Source organism: Streptomyces sp. NPDC048361 (assembly GCF_040651795.1).
Classification (GTDB): Bacteria; Actinomycetota; Actinomycetes; order Streptomycetales; family Streptomycetaceae; genus Streptomyces.
This window is the reverse complement of the sequence record NZ_JBEZKW010000010.1, coordinates 21,544-36,588: the sequence shown is the minus strand read 5'-3', so window position 1 is coordinate 36,588 and position 15,045 is coordinate 21,544. Positions and strand designations below refer to the sequence as shown.

Genomic DNA, 15,045 nt, shown 5'->3' with positions numbered 1-15,045 from the left:
TTGCCTGGCCTGCATGAGTACTACCGTGACCATCTGGTCCCTGGAGCAGACGGCGGCCGCCGATCTGCGCCCGGCCGCCGAGCCGCCGGGCGACATCACGATCCGGCGCGCCGAGGTCCCCTCGCCCGAGTTCAGCCGCTTCCTCTATACGGCGGTCGGCGGCGACATCATGTGGACCGACCGGCTCGGCATGACGTACGCCGAGTGGGAGCGGGCCCTGGACCGGCCCGGCACGGAGACCTGGGTCGCGTACGAACGCGGGACCCCCGCGGGCTACGTCGAACTGGAGGCACAGCCCGGTGGCAGCGTAGAGATCGTCTACTTCGGTCTGATCCCCGCCTTCCGCGGGCGGCGCATCGGCGGCCACCTCCTGACGCACGGGGTGCGGCGGGCCTGGGATCTGGCCGAACGCTGGCCCGGGCTGTCCGCCACGGAGCGGGTGTGGCTGCACACCTGCTCGCTCGACGGGGAGCACGCCATGGACAATTATCTGCGGCGTGGCTTCAAGCTCTTCGACACCAAGGAGGAGCCGGGGAGCGACGCGCCCGCGCCGGGTCCCTGGCCGGGAGCGTTCTGAACCAGCGCCGGCCGGCCCGGAATCGGACGCCGATTCGGCCCACGACCAGTGACCCGGAACACGTCGTCTCGCGCTTCGAGACATCTATGTCCACATTTTGGATAGTGGTGGACTGGGTCCAAAGTCCCATGACACGCTTCCGTCATGTCTGGAACTGGAATTGCCTTGGTGAGTCGGCGGCACGTCGACCTCGGCCGCATGTCCAGCGCCATCTGTCCGGCACGCTGACGCCTCCGGCAGCGCCGCGAATCCGATTTCCCCTTTCCTGACCTGCGCACCGCCGCGCCGAAGCGCGAGTGTGCAGGTCAGAGCCGCCCTCCTGCAGTCCCGAAGGACATACGCCATGGCCGCCAGCCCAGAAAACCCTGCCCCCACGACGCCCCGCCGCAAGCCGGGCCGGCACCGTGGTGAAGGCCAGTGGGCCGTCGGGCACTTCACGCCGCTCAACGGCAACGAGCAGGTGAAGAAGGACGACGACGGTCTCAACGTGCGGACACGCATTGAGACGATCTACTCCAAGCGCGGCTTCGACTCCATCGACCCCAGCGACCTGCGCGGCCGTATGCGCTGGTGGGGCCTGTACACCCAGCGCCGGCAGGGCATCGACGGCGGCAAGACGGCGATCCTGGAGCCGGAGGAGCTGGACGACGAGTTCTTCATGCTGCGCGTCCGCATCGACGGCGGCCGGCTCACCACCGAGCAGCTGCGGGTCATCGGCGAGATCTCGCAGGAGTTCGCACGCGGCACCGCCGACCTCACCGACCGGCAGAACGTCCAGTACCACTGGATCCGCATCGAGGACGTCCCCGAGATCTGGGAGCGTCTCGAAGCGGTCGGCCTGTCCACCACCGAGGCGTGCGGCGACACCCCGCGCACCATCCTCGGCTCGCCGGTCGCCGGGATCGCCGCGGACGAGATCATCGACGGCAGCCCCGCCGTCGACGAGATCCACCGCCGCTTCATCGGCAACCCGGCCTTCTCCAACCTGCCCCGCAAGTTCAAGACGGCGATCTCCGGATCCCCGCAGCTGGACGTCGCGCACGAGATCAACGACATCGCGTTCGTCGGCGTCGACCACCCCGAGCACGGCCCCGGCTTCGACCTGTGGGTCGGCGGCGGCCTCTCCACCAACCCCAAGCTCGGTGTGCGGCTCGGCGCGTGGGTGCCGCTGGACGAGGTGCCGGACGTCTTCGAGGGCGTCATCTCGATCTTCCGCGACTACGGCTACCGGCGGCTGCGCACCCGCGCCCGGCTGAAGTTCCTGGTCGCCGACTGGGGCCCGGAGAAGTTCCGCCAGGTCCTCCAGGACGAGTACCTCAAGCGCGATCTGCTCGACGGCCCCGCGCCCGAGCTGCCCAAGGACGTCTGGCGCGACCACCTCGGGGTGCACCGCCAGAACGACGGCCGCTTCTACATCGGCTTCGCCCCGCGCGTCGGCCGCGTGGACGGCGCCACCCTGAGCAAGATCGCCGAGCTCGCCGAGACACACGGCTCGGGCCGGCTGCGCACCACCACGGAGCAGAAGCTGATCGTGCTCGACGTCGCGGAGGACCGCGTCGAGTCGCTCGTCGCCGGTCTGGAGGCGCTCGGCCTCAAGGTCAACGCCTCGCCGTTCCGGCGCGGCACGATGGCCTGCACCGGCATCGAGTTCTGCAAGCTCGCCATTGTCGAGACCAAGGCGCGCGGCGCCTCGCTCATCGACGAACTGGAGCGCCGCATCCCCGAGTTCGACGAGCCGATCACCATCAACATCAACGGCTGCCCCAACTCCTGCGCCCGTATCCAGGTCGCCGACATCGGCCTCAAGGGCCAGCTGATCCTGGACGACGAGGGCAACCAGGTCGAGGGCTTCCAGGTGCACCTGGGTGGCGCGCTCGGCCTCGAAGCCGGCTTCGGCCGCAAGGTCCGCGGCCTGAAGGTCACATCGGCCGAGCTGCCCGACTACGTCGAGCGCGTCCTCAAGCGCTTCCAGGCCGAGCGTGCCGAGGGCGAGCGGTTCGCGACCTGGACCGCCCGCGCGAGCGAAGAGGCCCTGTCATGAGCGAGCGCGCGGCGCCCTTCCACTGCCCGTACTGCGGCGACGAGGACCTGCGTCCCAACGAGACCGGACACGGCGCGTGGGAATGCGCGGCGTGCAATCGGGCCTTCCAACTGAAGTTCCTCGGGCTGCTGTCCCGTGGAGTGACGCGCAACGACCGGGGAGGGGAAGCGATATGACGTCCACTCAGGTTTCCGCGGGCCGCACGGCGGCCGAGCTCAAGGCGCTCGCCGAACAGGCGGGCCGCGACCTCGAAGAGGCGTCCCCGCTGGAGATCCTGCGGTGGGCCGCCGACACCTTCGGCAAGCGGTTCTGCGTCACCTCCTCCATGGAGGACGCGGTCGTCGCCCACCTCGCCTCCCGTGCGATGCCCGGCGTCGACGTGGTGTTCCTCGACACCGGCTACCACTTCCCCGAGACCATCGGCACCCGTGACGCCGTCGCCGAGGTGATGGACGTCAACGTCATCACCCTGACGCCGCGTCAGAGCGTCGCCGAGCAGGACGCCGAGTACGGCCCGAAGCTGCACGACCGCGACCCCGACCTGTGTTGCGCCCTGCGCAAGGTCAATCCCCTTGAGCAGGGCCTGAGTTCGTACGCCGCGTGGGCCACCGGCCTGCGCCGCGACGAGTCCCCGACGCGGGCCAACACCCCGGTGGTCGGCTGGGACGAGAAGCGGCAGAAGGTCAAGGTGTCACCGATCGCCCGCTGGACGCAGGACGACGTGGACGCTTACGTCGCCGAGCACGGCGTGATCACCAACCTGCTCCTCATGGACGGCTACCCCTCGATCGGCTGCGCCCCCTGCACCCGCCGGGTCGCCGACGGCGAGGACGCGCGCGCCGGACGCTGGGCCGGACGCAACAAGACCGAGTGCGGACTGCACGGATGACGGGCCGTCAGAAGAACGATCAGGAGACTTCGATGAGCGTGACGGAGGCGGGAGCCACCATCTGGCTGACCGGTCTGCCGAGCGCCGGCAAGACGACCATCGCGTACGAGCTCGCGGGCCGGCTGCGTGCGGACGGCCACCGGGTGGAGGTGCTCGACGGCGACGAGATCCGTGAGTTCCTCTCCGCGGGCCTCGGCTTCAGCCGCGAGGACCGGCACACCAATGTGCAGCGGATCGGCTTCGTCTCCGAACTGCTCGCCGCCAACGGCGTGAAGGCGCTCGTGCCGGTCATCGCGCCGTACGCCGACAGCCGCGAGGCCGTCCGCAAGCGCCACCAGGCCGAGGGCACCGCCTACTTGGAGGTGCACGTCGCCACGCCGGTCGAGGTCTGCTCCGTACGCGATGTGAAGGGTCTGTACGCCAAGCAGGCGGCGGGCGAGATCAGCGGCCTGACCGGCGTCGATGACCCGTACGAGGCGCCCGCCGCGCCGGACCTGCGGATCGAGTCGCACACCCAGACCGTGCAGGAGTCCGCGGCGGCGCTTCACGCGCTGCTCACCGAGAGGGGCTTGGCGTGAGCGACGCACGCGCGGCCACCGGTCCGCAGACAACCGCGAAAGCCGCACCGGCGCGCCGCGCGGGCGCTGGGGGTACCCCCTGGACGAAGTCCTTGGGGGAGAACGAATGGGGCACAGCATGACGTCGGCAGCTACCGTGACCGAGGGTGCGGACAGCCCGTATGCGCTCAGCCACCTGGACGCCCTGGAGTCCGAGGCGGTGCACATCTTCCGCGAGGTGGCGGGTGAGTTCGAGCGGCCGGTGATTCTTTTCTCCGGCGGCAAGGACTCCATCCTCATGCTGCACCTGGCGCTGAAGGCGTTCGCCCCGGCCTCCGTCCCCTTCTCTCTGCTGCACGTCGACACCGGGCACAACTTCCCCGAGGTCCTGGCCTACCGCGACCGGGTGGTGGCCGAGCACGGCCTGCGCCTGCACGTCGCCTCGGTGCAGGAGTACATCGACGCCGGCAAGCTGCGCGAGCGGCCCGACGGGGTGCGCAACCCGCTCCAGACGGTGCCGCTGACCGAGGCCATCCAGCAGCACCGCTTCGACGCGGTGTTCGGCGGCGGCCGGCGCGACGAGGAGAAGGCCCGCGCCAAGGAGCGGGTGTTCTCGCTGCGTGACGAGTTCTCGCAGTGGGACCCCCGGCGCCAGCGCCCCGAACTGTGGCAGCTCTACAACGGCCGGCACGCCCCGGGCGAGCACGTCCGCGTCTTTCCGCTCTCCAACTGGACCGAGCTCGACGTGTGGCAGTACATCGCCCGCGAGGACATCGACCTGCCGCAGATCTACTTCGCCCACGAGCGTGAGGTGTTCAAGCGGTCCGGCATGTGGCTGACCGCGGGTGAGTGGGGCGGCCCCAAGGCCGACGAGAGCGTCGAGACCCGTCTGGTGCGCTACCGCACCGTCGGCGACATGTCCTGCACCGGCGCCGTCGACTCCGACGCGACGACGCTGGACGCCGTCATCACCGAGATCGCCGCATCGAGGCTGACCGAGCGGGGCGCCACCCGTGCCGACGACAAGCTGTCCGAGGCCGCGATGGAAGACCGCAAGCGCGAGGGGTACTTCTAGAATGTCCAACTCTGTTGACACCGTGGCACAGTTGGCCGATGTCTCGGCCACCACGCTGCTGCGCTTCGCGACCGCCGGTTCCGTAGACGACGGCAAGTCCACCCTGGTGGGCCGGCTCCTGCACGACTCCAAGTCGGTCCTCACCGACCAGTTGGAGGCCGTGGAGGCCGCCTCCCTCAAGCGCGGCCAGGACACCCCCGACCTGGCGCTGCTCACCGACGGCCTGCGCGCCGAGCGTGAGCAGGGCATCACCATCGACGTGGCCTACCGCTACTTCGCGACCCCGCGGCGCCGGTTCATCCTGGCCGACACCCCCGGGCACGTGCAGTACACCCGCAACATGGTGACCGGCGCCTCCACCGCCGACCTCGCGGTCGTCCTGGTCGACGCCCGCAACGGCGTCATCGAGCAGACCCGCCGGCACGCCGCGGTCGCCGCCCTGCTGCGCGTCCCGCACGTGGTCCTCGCCGTCAACAAGATGGACCTGGTGGCGTACGAGGAGAAGGTCTTCGCGGCCATTGCCGAAGAATTCACCGCGTACGCAAGCGAGTTGGGCGTCCCCGAGATCACCGCGATCCCCATCTCGGCGCTGGCCGGGGACAACGTGGTGGAGCCCAGCGCCAACATGGACTGGTACGGCGGTCCCACCGTCCTGGAACACCTGGAGACGGTGCCGGTCAGCCACGATCTGACCTCCTGCCACGCCCGGCTCCCCGTGCAGTACGTGATCCGGCCGCAGACCGCGGAGCTCCCCGACTACCGGGGCTACGCGGGCCAGATCGCCGCCGGCACGTTCCGGGTCGGCGAGCCGGTGACCGTGCTCCCCTCGGGGCGCACCAGCACCATCGCGGGCATCGATCTGCTGGGCGAGTCCGTCGACATCGCGTGGACGCCGCAGTCGGTCACGCTGCTACTCAAGGACGACATCGACATCTCGCGCGGCGACCTGATCGTGCCGAGCGGGGACGCTCCGGCCACCACCCAGGACGTCGAGGCGACGGTGTGCCACGTGGCGGACCAGCCTCTGACGGTGGGTCAGCGGGTACTGCTCAAGCACACCACCCGCACGGTCAAGGCGATCGTCAAGGAGATCGAGTCCCGGCTCACCCTGGACGACCTCTCCCAGCACCCGAACCCCGGTCGGCTGGTCGCCAACGACATCGGCCGGGTCAAGGTCCGCACCGCGGAGCCGCTCGCGCTCGACTCGTACGCGGCCTCGCGGCGCACCGGATCCTTCCTGCTGATCGACCCCGCGGACGGCACCACGCTCGCGGCCGGAATGGCGGGCGAGGCGTTCGCCGGCGACCAGGCCGTCGCCGCCGACGCCGTCGCGGACGAGGACGGCTGGGACTTCTGATGACTCTCGACGTCTATTCGACCTTCGCGAAAGAGGGCGGCCGCATCGGCAGCGGCGCCCTCGGCAGCGGGCAGGGCGGGGTGTCCCGATGTGCGTGATGACGTACGCGCACCGCTCGCGCGCCCTGCCGCACCACGACCCCCCGCACCATCGAAGACCTGCCGACTTCCCGGCCGCGTCCCGGAGTTGAGACTCCGCCGGACGTAAGCACCGGGCCTCCGAGAGGACACCCTCCCGTGCCTGCCAGTTCCCCCTTGAAGCGCAGCCTCGTCGCCGCCGCCGCACTGCCCCTGCTGTTCGGCGCGCTCGCGGCCTGCGGCTACGGCTCGTCCGCCGACAAGGACGACGCGGGGAAGGTCACACCCGCCGCCAACGGCAAGAAGCTCTCCGCCGACTCGGTGAAGATCGGCTACTTCCCGAACCTGACCCACGCCACGGCGCTGGTCGGTGTCCAGGAGGGCCTCTTCCAGAAGGAGCTGGGCGGCACGTCGATCAAGACGGCCACCTTCAACGCGGGGCCCTCCGAGATCGAGGCGCTCAACGCGGGCTCGATCGACATCGGCTGGATCGGCCCCTCCCCGGCCATCAACGGCTACACCAAGTCCAAGGGCCAGAGCCTGCGCGTCATCGGCGGCTCCGCGTCGGGCGGCGTGAAGCTGGTGGTCGACCCCCACAAGGTGCCGTCGGTGGACGCCCTCAAGGGCAAGAACATCGCCACCCCGCAGCTCGGCAACACCCAGGACGTCGCGTTCCTCAACTGGCTGGCCGGCAAGGGTTGGAAGGTCGACGCGCAGAGCGGCAAGGGCGACGTCAACGTGGTCCGCACCGACAACAAGATCACCCCGGACGCCTTCAAGTCCGGTTCGATCGACGGTGCGTGGGTGCCCGAGCCGACCGCGTCCAAGCTGGTCGCCGAGGGCGGCAAGGTGCTGCTCGACGAATCAGACCTGTGGCCGGACAAGCAGTTCGTGATCACCAACATCATCGTGTCGCAGAAGTTCCTCAAGGAGCACCCCGACGTCGTCGAGGCGGTCCTGCGCGGCTCGGTGAAGACCAACGAGTGGATCGGTGCCCACCCCGACGAGGCGAAGGCCTCGGCCAACGCCGCGCTCAAGAAGCTCTCCGGCAAGGCGCTGCCCGCGGACGTCATCGACCCGGCGTGGAAGTCGATCAAGACGCTGGACGACCCGCTGGCGGCCACCCTCCAGGCGCAGGCCGACCACGCGGTGAAGGCCGGTCTCCTCAAGGCACCCGACCTCAAGGGCATCTACGACCTGGCCCCGCTCAACAAGGTCCTCAAGTCCCTGGGCAAGCCCGAGGTCGGCGACGCCGGTCTCGGCGTCAAGTAGTCCCCCCACCCAGCCGGTTCCACAGGTTTCCCAGGAGGTGACGACCATGGCCACCGCACTCGTCAAGGCCACGGACCGTACGACGGCGACGCACGAGTACGCCGCGCGCATCGGGCATGTCTCGAAGTCCTTCGGCGGTCCCGCGGGGCCCCAGCTCGTCCTCGACGACATCACCCTCGATGTCGCGCCGGGCGAGTTCGTCACCCTCCTGGGGGCCTCCGGCTGCGGCAAGTCGACGCTGCTCAACCTGGTCGCGGGTCTGGACGCCCCGACGGCGGGCACCATCGAGACGCCCGGCGGGCGGCCCGCCCTGATGTTCCAGGAGCACGCGCTTTTCCCGTGGCTGACCGCGGGCAAGAACATCGAGCTCGCGCTCAGGTTGCGCGGGGTGCCCAAGAACGACCGGCGCGACCGGGCCGAGGAGCTCCTCTCCCTGGTCCGCCTCCAGGGCGCGTACGGCAAGCGGGTGCACGAGCTGTCCGGCGGCATGCGCCAGCGCGTCGCGATGGCGCGGGCGATCGCCCAGGATTCCCAACTCCTGTTGATGGACGAGCCGTTCGCGGCGCTCGACGCCATCACGCGTGACGTGCTGCACGACGAGCTGACCCGCATCTGGCGCGAGACGAACCTGTCGGTGCTCTTCGTGACGCACAACGTGCGCGAGGCGGTCCGGCTCGCGCAGCGCGTGGTGCTGCTCTCCTCGCGGCCCGGCCGGGTCGCCCACGAGTGGACGGTCGACATCGACCAGCCGCGCCGCATCGAGGACGCCGAAGTGGCGGAACTCTCCGTCGAGATCACCGAACAACTGCGTGGGGAGATCCGCCGCCATGGCCAGCACTGAGACCACCGCCGTCAAGGACGCCGAGGACTCCCCCGGGCTCGGCAGCCTGGAAGCAGGGCTCGACGCGCTCGAAACCGTCCAGACCCACCGCACCCCGGTGCGCGAGGTGCTGGTCAGGAAGGTCCTGCCGCCGCTGACCGCGGTCGCCCTGGTCCTGGTGGTGTGGCAGGTCCTCGTCTCGGCGAAGGTCACCGACGCGTACAAGCTGCCCGCGCCGTCCGCGGTGTGGTCGAGCCTGCAGGACATGTGGCTCCAGGGGACTCTGCTCGATGTCGTGTGGACCAGCGTCTCGCGCGGCCTGCTGGGTTTCCTGCTCGCGCTGGTCATCGGCACGCCGCTCGGTCTGATCGTCGCGCGGGTCAAGTTCGTGCGGGCGGCCATCGGCCCGATCCTCTCCGGGCTCCAGTCGCTGCCGTCGGTGGCGTGGGTCCCGCCGACGGTGCTGTGGCTCGGCCTCAACGACTCGATGATGTACGCGGTGATCCTGCTCGGCGCGGTCCCTTCGATCGCCAACGGGCTCGTCTCCGGCGTCGACCAGGTGCCCCCGCTGTATCTGCGGGCCGGCCGCACCCTCGGCGCGACCGGGGTGCGCGGGGCCTGGCACATCCTGATGCCGGCCGCCCTGCCCGGCTACCTCGCGGGACTCAAGCAGGGCTGGGCGTTCTCCTGGCGCTCCCTGATGGCCGCCGAGATCATCGCGTCCTCACCCGATCTGGGCCTGGGGCTCGGTCAGTTGCTGGAGAACGGCCGCAACAACTCCGACATGCCCGGGATCTTCCTGGCGATCATCCTGATCCTCATCGTGGGCATCGCCATCGACCTGCTGATCTTCAGCCCGCTGGAGCGCAGGGTGCTGCGCGGCCGCGGACTGCTCGTGAAGGGCTGACCCGTGCACCGCCCGGTCCTCCTCGTCATCGCCCACGGCAGCCGCGACCCCCGGCACGCCGCGACCGTCGACGCCCTGGTGCGCCGGGCGCGGGCGCTGCGGCCGGGGCTGCGCGTGGAGACCGGCTTCCTGGACTTCGACGCGCCGTCCGTCCCGCAGGTCCTCGACCGCCTCGCCCTCGAAGGCGTACGGGACGTGGTGGCCCTCCCCCTCCTCCTGACCCGCGCCTTTCACGCCAAGGCCGACATCCCGGCGGTGCTCGACCGGGCCCCGGCCCGCCTGAACATCCGTCTCGCGGACGTCCTCGGCCCCTCGCCCCTGCTGCTCGCCACCCTTGAGCGACGGCTCTACGAGGCGGGGCTCAGCCCCGCCGACAGAAGCTCGACCGGGCTCGTCCTGGCCTCGGCGGGCTCCACCGACCCGGAGGCGATCGCAGTGATCGCTGAAATTGCGCGGGAGCTGCGGCACACCGGTTGGTGCGCCGTGCGGCCTGCGTTCGCCTCCGCGGCTCTGCCCCGTACGGAGGACGCCGTACGGGAGCTGCGCGCCATGGGCGTACGACGCGTCGCCGTCGCCCCCTACGTCATAGCCCCCGGCTTCCTGCCCGACCGGATCGCCCGGGGCGCGGCCGGGGCCGACGTCCTCGCCGATGTGCTGGGCGCCGCGCCGGAGCTGGCCCGCCTGCTGCTGGTCCGGTACGACGAGGCCCGCGTACGCGACGGGGTGCCGGCGCTGTCCGCGTGAGGTGCGGGGGCGCGACCGGGGCGGCCGTGTCGGGCCTGCGGCCGTTCAGGGAGTGGGAAACGGCGGTAGCTCGGCGTGCCGCACGGTGTATCCACCCTTGGTGACGGGGGCGTTCGGAGCCGGGGCCATGCAGGTGCCGACCTCGCCCTCGGGCGCCTCCGTCGTGCCGCCCGGCATCAGGTTCATGGTCTGGTCCCACGAAAATCCCACCCGGTCGCGCGAGTGCCCCTTGTCCTTGCCGCCGTCGTAGACGCTGAACCCGAGGCGCTTGCCCACCCAGTCCGGACCTCCGGGACTGACCTTGTCGATGACGGCCGTCAGGGTGGCGGTGTTCGGACCCGTGACCAGACAGTCCACGTGCCCTTCCGCCGTGACGGTGATGTGCTGGTCGGCCCCGTAGTGGAGCACCTTCACCGTGCCGCGAGCGTCCGTGGGCAGGCCGGTGGGAATGCCCGGCAACGGCTTGCTGAAGGGCGCGGAGGCCGCGTCGAAGGTGAACGAACGAACGTCGTCGTCCTTGTAATAGGGGAGCACGAACTCTCCGCTGCCGGTCACGCTCGCGCCGCCGCTCGCGTTCCGGGGGCCGGCGATGACGTGGCCGCCGTCGCCCCGGCTGCTGCCGTGGGCGTCCGTGTCGGCCGACGCGGAGGCGGTCGTGCTCAAGGTGGTCACCACGGCGAGCACCGACAGGACGGTCACCGCTGTGCGAGTCATCGCGTAACGCACGGTATTCTCCAAGGAGTTGAGGTGTCTGACACCTGATCGGCGCGTCTGCGCCGGCTACAGCACCATGGTGTCCGGGACCACCCCGCCTCTCCATCCTCCTGAAGCCGCGACCATCACGCCTCTGCGTACCTCTCAGGACGCCCACCGCGTCAACCTCAAGTAGCAGAGCGGCACTTGGCCGGGGCAAGTGCAAGCGCTCCGCACCGGCATGTGACCGCGGCCGGAGTCCGGAGCAAGGGGGAGACCTAGTCGAAGCTGAGGGAGCCGGTCCTCACCCGCTTCAGCTCGAAGAAGTCCGGATACGCCGCGATCGTGCGCACACTGTCGAAGAGGCGGGCCGCCTCCTCGCCGCGCGGGATCGAGCTGAGGACCGGGCCGAAGTAGACCGTGCCGTCGAGGTGCATGGTCGGGGTGCCGACATAGCCGTCCTCCGCCGGGTCCTTGCCCGCGTCGTGGCTGCGCAGCACGGCGGCGTCATACGCCGGGTCGTGGGCGGCTTCGGCGAGGGCGGCGGGCAGGCCGAGTTCCGCGAGGGACTGGGCGATCACCTCGTCGAAGTCCTGGTTGCCGCCGTCGTGGATCCGCGTGCCGAAGGCGGTGTAGAGGTCGCGCAGCACCCCTTCCCCGTGCGCCTCGGCGGCCGCGACGGCGACCCGCACCGGGCCGATCGAGCGGTCCACCAAGTCCCGGTACCAGTCGGGCAGTTCATTGCCGATGTTGTGGAAGTAGAGACTCATCGGACGGAACCGGAGGTCGATGGCGCGGTACCGCTCGACCTCGGTCATCCAGCGGGAGGTGATCCAGGCGAAGGGGCAGGCCGGGTCGAAGTAGAAGTCGACGGTGGTGCGCGCGGGGTCTGTCGTGGTGTCCGTCATGCGTCGAGCCTAGCCGCGCAGTGGCCCTCGCTCATGGGCCAATGCCACCAGGGTTCGCTGGGCCACTTGGCGGCCCGCCACCACAGCGCCCGGCACCACGGCGTCCGGCGTCGCCCGCCCGGTCGGGACCGCCGTGCCGCGCCGTCGCGACGAGGTACCCCGGGGCCGGGCCGCACCGGCCCCCTCCGGTACCGTCCGGCCATGATCCCCGCAACCTTCTCCCTCGGCGGAGACCGCCCCGTGCGCCGCCTCGGGTTCGGCACCGCGCAGCTCACCGGCCCCGGATACTGGGGCCCGCGCGGCGACCGGGCGGACGCGCTCGCCGTACTGCGGCGGGCCGTCGAGCGGGGCGTCACCCTGATCGACACCGCCGACAACTACGGCCCTGAGCTCGCCGAGGAACTCGTCGCGGAGGCGCTGCACCCCTACCCCGCCGACGTCGTCGTCGCGACCAAGGGCGGTGTCGTACGGACCGGTGACAGCGCCTGGCACATCGCGGGGCGGCCCGAGCAGCTGCGGGCGATGTGCGAGGCGAGCCTGCGCCGGCTGCGCGTGGACACCATCGACCTGTACCAGTTGCACCGGCTCGACCCGGCCGTACCGATGGCCGAACAGCTGGGCGCCCTCGACGAGTTGCGGCGGGCCGGCAAGATCCGGCACATCGGCCTGGACAGCGTCGACACCGGCCAGGTGGAGCAGGCGCTGCGGCTGACCGCCATCGCCTCCGTGCAGAACCGCTTCAATCTCCTGGACCGGGAATCCGAGGCGGTGCTGGCCCTGTGCGAGGCGCGCGGCCTGGCGTTCCTGCCCTGGTTCCCGCTGGCCAACGGCGCCCTCACCGGGAACGGGGCCGCCGTCCTGGACGGGATCGCACGGGACCACAGTGCGAGCCGGGGCCAGATCGCCCTGGCCTGGCTACTGCAGCGTTCCCCGGCGCTGTGCCCGACGCCCGGCACCGGTTCGCTGAAGCACTTGGAGGAGAACCTCGACGCCGGTCACGTGTTGCTGTCGGAGGCGGAGTTGACTGCGCTGAACGGTCTCGTGCCGTCCTGAGCCAGGTGACTTCGGCCCTTACCCCCGGCCCGCCTCCACCATCTCCACCAGCGCCTTGACGGTGTTCCAGTTGCGGGAGGTCGCGGAGACACCCTTGAGCAGGCCGGGCCGGGACAGGGCCGGGGCGAGCTGTGAGGTGCCGAGGCCGCCGGGCGCGTACAGGTAGAGGACCTGATCGCCCAGGCGGAATTCCTCGGGGAGGTAGGCCGCCCGGTCGATGCCCGCGAAGCGGTCGGCGGTGACCGGCGGGCCGGAGAAGAAGGTGGCGTGCAGCTGCTTGCCGGCGAGCTGCTCGGCGGGGAAGGGACAGGCGTCGTGGACGGCCCGCAGATAGGGCCCGCCGCGCACCATGCACGCGACGGAGAAGCCGAAGTGCTTCTCGATGGCGGCTTCCAGTTCGGCGGCGAGCACGTCCTCGTCGCGGGAGGCGCTGCTGAAGACGGCGTTGCCGCTGTTGAGATACGTCTTCACATCATCGTGCCCCAGGTCGCCGAGGACCTTCCGCAGCTCGGCCATGGGAACTTTCTTGGCCCCGCCCACATTGATGCCGCGCAGGAGAGCGGCGTACGTCGTCGTCATGGCCACACCCTAGGACGGCCTCCGCGCCCCGTGGGGGACGGGCGCGGAGGCCGTCGTTCAGTGCTGCCGGGTTCCGTCTACTCGACGACCTTCAGCAGCTTGTTCGGGGTGCCCTGGCTCGCGTTGGAGATCTTGTCGGGCGTCGCACCCTTGGTGAGGGCGTCGGCGACCTGGGCGGGTGTGGCGTCCTTGTGGCCGGCCAGGTAGACGGCGGCGGCGCCGACGACGTGCGGGGTGGCCATGGACGTGCCGGAGATGGTGTTGGTGGCCGTGTCGCCGGTGTTCCAGTCGGAGGTGATGTCCGAGCCTGGGGCGTAAAGGTCCACGACGGAGCCGAAGTTGGAGAAACTCGACTGCTGGTCGTCCTTGGTGGACGAGGCGACGGTGAGGGCCTCCTTCACCCGGGACGGCGAGCTGGTGCCCGCGTCGGCCGACTCGTTGCCGGCCGCCACTGCGAAGGTGATGCCGGAGGCGATCGCCTTCTGCACGGCTTCGTCGAGCGCCGGGTCGGCGGTGCCGCCGAGGCTCAGATTGGCGACGGAGGGGCCCTTGTGGTTCTTGGTGACCCAGTCGATGCCGGCGACGACCTGCTCTGTGCTGCCGGAGCCGTTGTTGTCGAGTACCCGTACGGCGACGATCTTCGCCTTCTTGGCGACGCCGTGCGCGGTGCCCGCGATGGTGCCGGCGACATGGGTCCCGTGGCCGTTGCCGTCGTCGGCCTTGTCGTTGTTGTCGACGGCGTTGAATCCGTAGGAGGCGCGCCCGCCGAAGTCCTTGTGGGTGATGCGGACCCCGGTGTCGATCACATAGGCGGTGACGCCGTCCCCGGCGGCGGCCGGATAGGTGTACTTCCCGTCACCGGCGGTGCCCGTCTGGTCGATCCGGTCCAGGCCCCAGGACGGCGGGTTGGTCTGGGTGTCGTTGATGTGGAACTTCTTGTTCTGTACGACTTTGCCGACCGCGGGGTCGGCGGCGAGCCGCTTTGCCTCGGTCTGCGAAAGCCCGGCGGCCGAGAAGCCGTTGAGCGAGGAGGAGTAGTCGCGCTTGAGTTCGCCGCCGTATTCCTCGGCGAGTTTGCGCTTGGAGTCCGCCGAGGCGGATTCGTCGAGCAGGACGATATAGCTCCCGTCGACCGCGTCCTGGGCGTTCAGTCCGTAGACCGTGCCTTCGGCGGGAGAGGCCCCGGCGAACGGGGAGTTGAGCGCGGTGACTCCGGCCGCGGCCAGTGCGGCGGTTATCGCCACCGTGAGTTTGATCTTGCTCGCACGCTTGTGGGATGCCATGAAGAGGGGTCTCCTCGTCACTGAATGTGGGGGGCTGACCTACCGGAGGCAAACCCTCCGGGGCTGGTTCGAAACCCTTGCCGATTGACGCGCGCAGATCAAGGACTTCATGCAGCTGTGACTTACCCAACAAGCTTTCGTAATGCGATACCGACCACGGAGGGGCAACTCGGGCTTTATGGAAGGCCGGTGGACATCCCGCCGCGGATCGCC

General features: G+C 70.2%; 17 protein-coding genes. 13 read left to right on the top strand and 4 right to left on the bottom strand.

Annotated elements, in window-relative coordinates; translation table 11 throughout:
* The first annotated feature begins 13 nt into the window (after positions 1-13).
* From AB0D31_RS08060 to AB0D31_RS08005, 12 genes are all read left to right on the top strand, one after another.
* Positions 14-577: a GNAT family N-acetyltransferase gene (locus tag AB0D31_RS08060; protein ID WP_362718648.1), complete on the top strand. Its 564-nt coding sequence runs from the start codon at positions 14-16 to the stop codon at positions 575-577.
* Between the two features lie 144 nt (positions 578-721).
* Positions 722-805: a putative leader peptide gene (locus tag AB0D31_RS08055; RefSeq protein ID WP_310591794.1), complete on the top strand. Its 84-nt coding sequence runs from the start codon at positions 722-724 to the stop codon at positions 803-805.
* 115 nt (positions 806-920) lie between these two features.
* On the top strand, positions 921-2,618 hold the full coding sequence (locus tag AB0D31_RS08050) for a nitrite/sulfite reductase (protein ID WP_362718645.1): 1,698 nt from the start codon (positions 921-923) through the stop codon (positions 2,616-2,618).
* Positions 2,615-2,794 (top strand): hypothetical protein, encoded by a 180-nt coding sequence (locus AB0D31_RS08045; protein WP_362718642.1) that lies wholly within the window; start codon positions 2,615-2,617, stop codon positions 2,792-2,794. The genes AB0D31_RS08050 and AB0D31_RS08045 overlap by 4 nt, the downstream gene beginning before the upstream one ends.
* Positions 2,791-3,507, top strand: coding sequence for a phosphoadenylyl-sulfate reductase (locus AB0D31_RS08040; RefSeq protein ID WP_362718639.1), 717 nt, complete (start codon positions 2,791-2,793; stop codon positions 3,505-3,507). Before AB0D31_RS08045 ends, AB0D31_RS08040 begins: the two co-directional genes overlap by 4 nt.
* A 32-nt stretch (positions 3,508-3,539) precedes the next feature.
* Positions 3,540-4,085, top strand: a complete 546-nt coding sequence (gene cysC / locus AB0D31_RS08035; protein WP_362718636.1) for an adenylyl-sulfate kinase — start codon at positions 3,540-3,542, stop codon at positions 4,083-4,085.
* A gap of 118 nt (positions 4,086-4,203) precedes the next feature.
* Positions 4,204-5,139: a sulfate adenylyltransferase subunit CysD gene (gene cysD, locus AB0D31_RS08030; protein WP_362718634.1), complete on the top strand. Its 936-nt coding sequence runs from the start codon at positions 4,204-4,206 to the stop codon at positions 5,137-5,139.
* Position 5,140: 1 nt separating this feature from the next.
* Positions 5,141-6,496: a GTP-binding protein gene (locus AB0D31_RS08025; protein ID WP_362718631.1), complete on the top strand. Its 1,356-nt coding sequence runs from the start codon at positions 5,141-5,143 to the stop codon at positions 6,494-6,496.
* Between the two features lie 236 nt (positions 6,497-6,732).
* The gene (locus AB0D31_RS08020; protein ID WP_362718628.1) at positions 6,733-7,845 is read left to right on the top strand and encodes an aliphatic sulfonate ABC transporter substrate-binding protein; all 1,113 of its coding nucleotides are present in this window, start codon (positions 6,733-6,735) and stop codon (positions 7,843-7,845) included.
* A 46-nt stretch (positions 7,846-7,891) separates the two neighbouring features.
* A complete protein-coding gene (locus AB0D31_RS08015; protein ID WP_362718625.1) occupies positions 7,892-8,686 on the top strand; it encodes an ABC transporter ATP-binding protein in 795 nt (264 codons plus the stop codon).
* Positions 8,673-9,572: an ABC transporter permease gene (locus AB0D31_RS08010; RefSeq protein ID WP_362718622.1), complete on the top strand. Its 900-nt coding sequence runs from the start codon at positions 8,673-8,675 to the stop codon at positions 9,570-9,572. The genes AB0D31_RS08015 and AB0D31_RS08010 overlap by 14 nt, the downstream gene beginning before the upstream one ends.
* A 3-nt stretch (positions 9,573-9,575) precedes the next feature.
* The gene (locus AB0D31_RS08005; RefSeq protein WP_362718619.1) at positions 9,576-10,316 is read left to right on the top strand and encodes a sirohydrochlorin chelatase; all 741 of its coding nucleotides are present in this window, start codon (positions 9,576-9,578) and stop codon (positions 10,314-10,316) included.
* Positions 10,317-10,361: 45 nt separating this feature from the next.
* Here the strand turns inward: AB0D31_RS08005 and AB0D31_RS08000 are convergent, their stop codons facing one another.
* Positions 10,362-11,030, bottom strand: a complete 669-nt coding sequence (locus AB0D31_RS08000; RefSeq protein WP_362718616.1) for a hypothetical protein — start codon at positions 11,028-11,030, stop codon at positions 10,362-10,364.
* Positions 11,031-11,287: 257 nt separating this feature from the next.
* Positions 11,288-11,917, bottom strand: coding sequence for a DsbA family protein (locus AB0D31_RS07995; RefSeq protein WP_362718613.1), 630 nt, complete (start codon positions 11,915-11,917; stop codon positions 11,288-11,290).
* A 201-nt stretch (positions 11,918-12,118) separates the two neighbouring features.
* Here AB0D31_RS07995 and AB0D31_RS07990 point away from each other — a divergent pair, with 201 nt between their 5' ends.
* Positions 12,119-12,970 (top strand): aldo/keto reductase, encoded by an 852-nt coding sequence (locus tag AB0D31_RS07990; protein ID WP_362718611.1) that lies wholly within the window; start codon positions 12,119-12,121, stop codon positions 12,968-12,970.
* 18 nt (positions 12,971-12,988) lie between these two features.
* On the opposite strand, the gene AB0D31_RS07985 is transcribed toward AB0D31_RS07990, so the two are convergent.
* Together AB0D31_RS07985 and AB0D31_RS07980 are read right to left on the bottom strand one after the other, a co-directional pair.
* Positions 12,989-13,549: a DUF1697 domain-containing protein gene (locus AB0D31_RS07985; protein ID WP_362718609.1), complete on the bottom strand. Its 561-nt coding sequence runs from the start codon at positions 13,547-13,549 to the stop codon at positions 12,989-12,991.
* 77 nt (positions 13,550-13,626) lie between these two features.
* Positions 13,627-14,832: a S8 family serine peptidase gene (locus AB0D31_RS07980; protein WP_362718606.1), complete on the bottom strand. Its 1,206-nt coding sequence runs from the start codon at positions 14,830-14,832 to the stop codon at positions 13,627-13,629.
* Positions 14,833-15,045 lie beyond the last annotated feature (213 nt).

Excerpts from the sequence above, each read along its gene's own strand:
- AB0D31_RS08060 (WP_362718648.1), top strand. The coding sequence starts at position 14 with ATGAGTACTACCGTGACCATCTGGTCCCTGGAGCAGACGGCGGCCGCC.
- AB0D31_RS08055 (WP_310591794.1), top strand. The coding sequence starts at position 722 with ATGTCTGGAACTGGAATTGCCTTGGTGAGTCGGCGGCACGTCGACCTC.
- AB0D31_RS08050 (WP_362718645.1), top strand. The coding sequence starts at position 921 with ATGGCCGCCAGCCCAGAAAACCCTGCCCCCACGACGCCCCGCCGCAAG.
- AB0D31_RS08045 (WP_362718642.1), top strand. The coding sequence starts at position 2,615 with ATGAGCGAGCGCGCGGCGCCCTTCCACTGCCCGTACTGCGGCGACGAG.
- AB0D31_RS08040 (WP_362718639.1), top strand. The coding sequence starts at position 2,791 with ATGACGTCCACTCAGGTTTCCGCGGGCCGCACGGCGGCCGAGCTCAAG.
- cysC (WP_362718636.1), top strand. The coding sequence starts at position 3,540 with ATGAGCGTGACGGAGGCGGGAGCCACCATCTGGCTGACCGGTCTGCCG.
- cysD (WP_362718634.1), top strand. The coding sequence starts at position 4,204 with ATGACGTCGGCAGCTACCGTGACCGAGGGTGCGGACAGCCCGTATGCG.
- AB0D31_RS08025 (WP_362718631.1), top strand. The coding sequence starts at position 5,141 with ATGTCCAACTCTGTTGACACCGTGGCACAGTTGGCCGATGTCTCGGCC.
- AB0D31_RS08015 (WP_362718625.1), top strand. The coding sequence starts at position 7,892 with ATGGCCACCGCACTCGTCAAGGCCACGGACCGTACGACGGCGACGCAC.
- AB0D31_RS08010 (WP_362718622.1), top strand. The coding sequence starts at position 8,673 with ATGGCCAGCACTGAGACCACCGCCGTCAAGGACGCCGAGGACTCCCCC.
- AB0D31_RS08000 (WP_362718616.1), bottom strand. The coding sequence starts at position 11,030 with ATGACTCGCACAGCGGTGACCGTCCTGTCGGTGCTCGCCGTGGTGACC.
- AB0D31_RS07995 (WP_362718613.1), bottom strand. The coding sequence starts at position 11,917 with ATGACGGACACCACGACAGACCCCGCGCGCACCACCGTCGACTTCTAC.
- AB0D31_RS07990 (WP_362718611.1), top strand. The coding sequence starts at position 12,119 with ATGATCCCCGCAACCTTCTCCCTCGGCGGAGACCGCCCCGTGCGCCGC.
- AB0D31_RS07985 (WP_362718609.1), bottom strand. The coding sequence starts at position 13,549 with ATGACGACGACGTACGCCGCTCTCCTGCGCGGCATCAATGTGGGCGGG.
- AB0D31_RS07980 (WP_362718606.1), bottom strand. The coding sequence starts at position 14,832 with ATGGCATCCCACAAGCGTGCGAGCAAGATCAAACTCACGGTGGCGATA.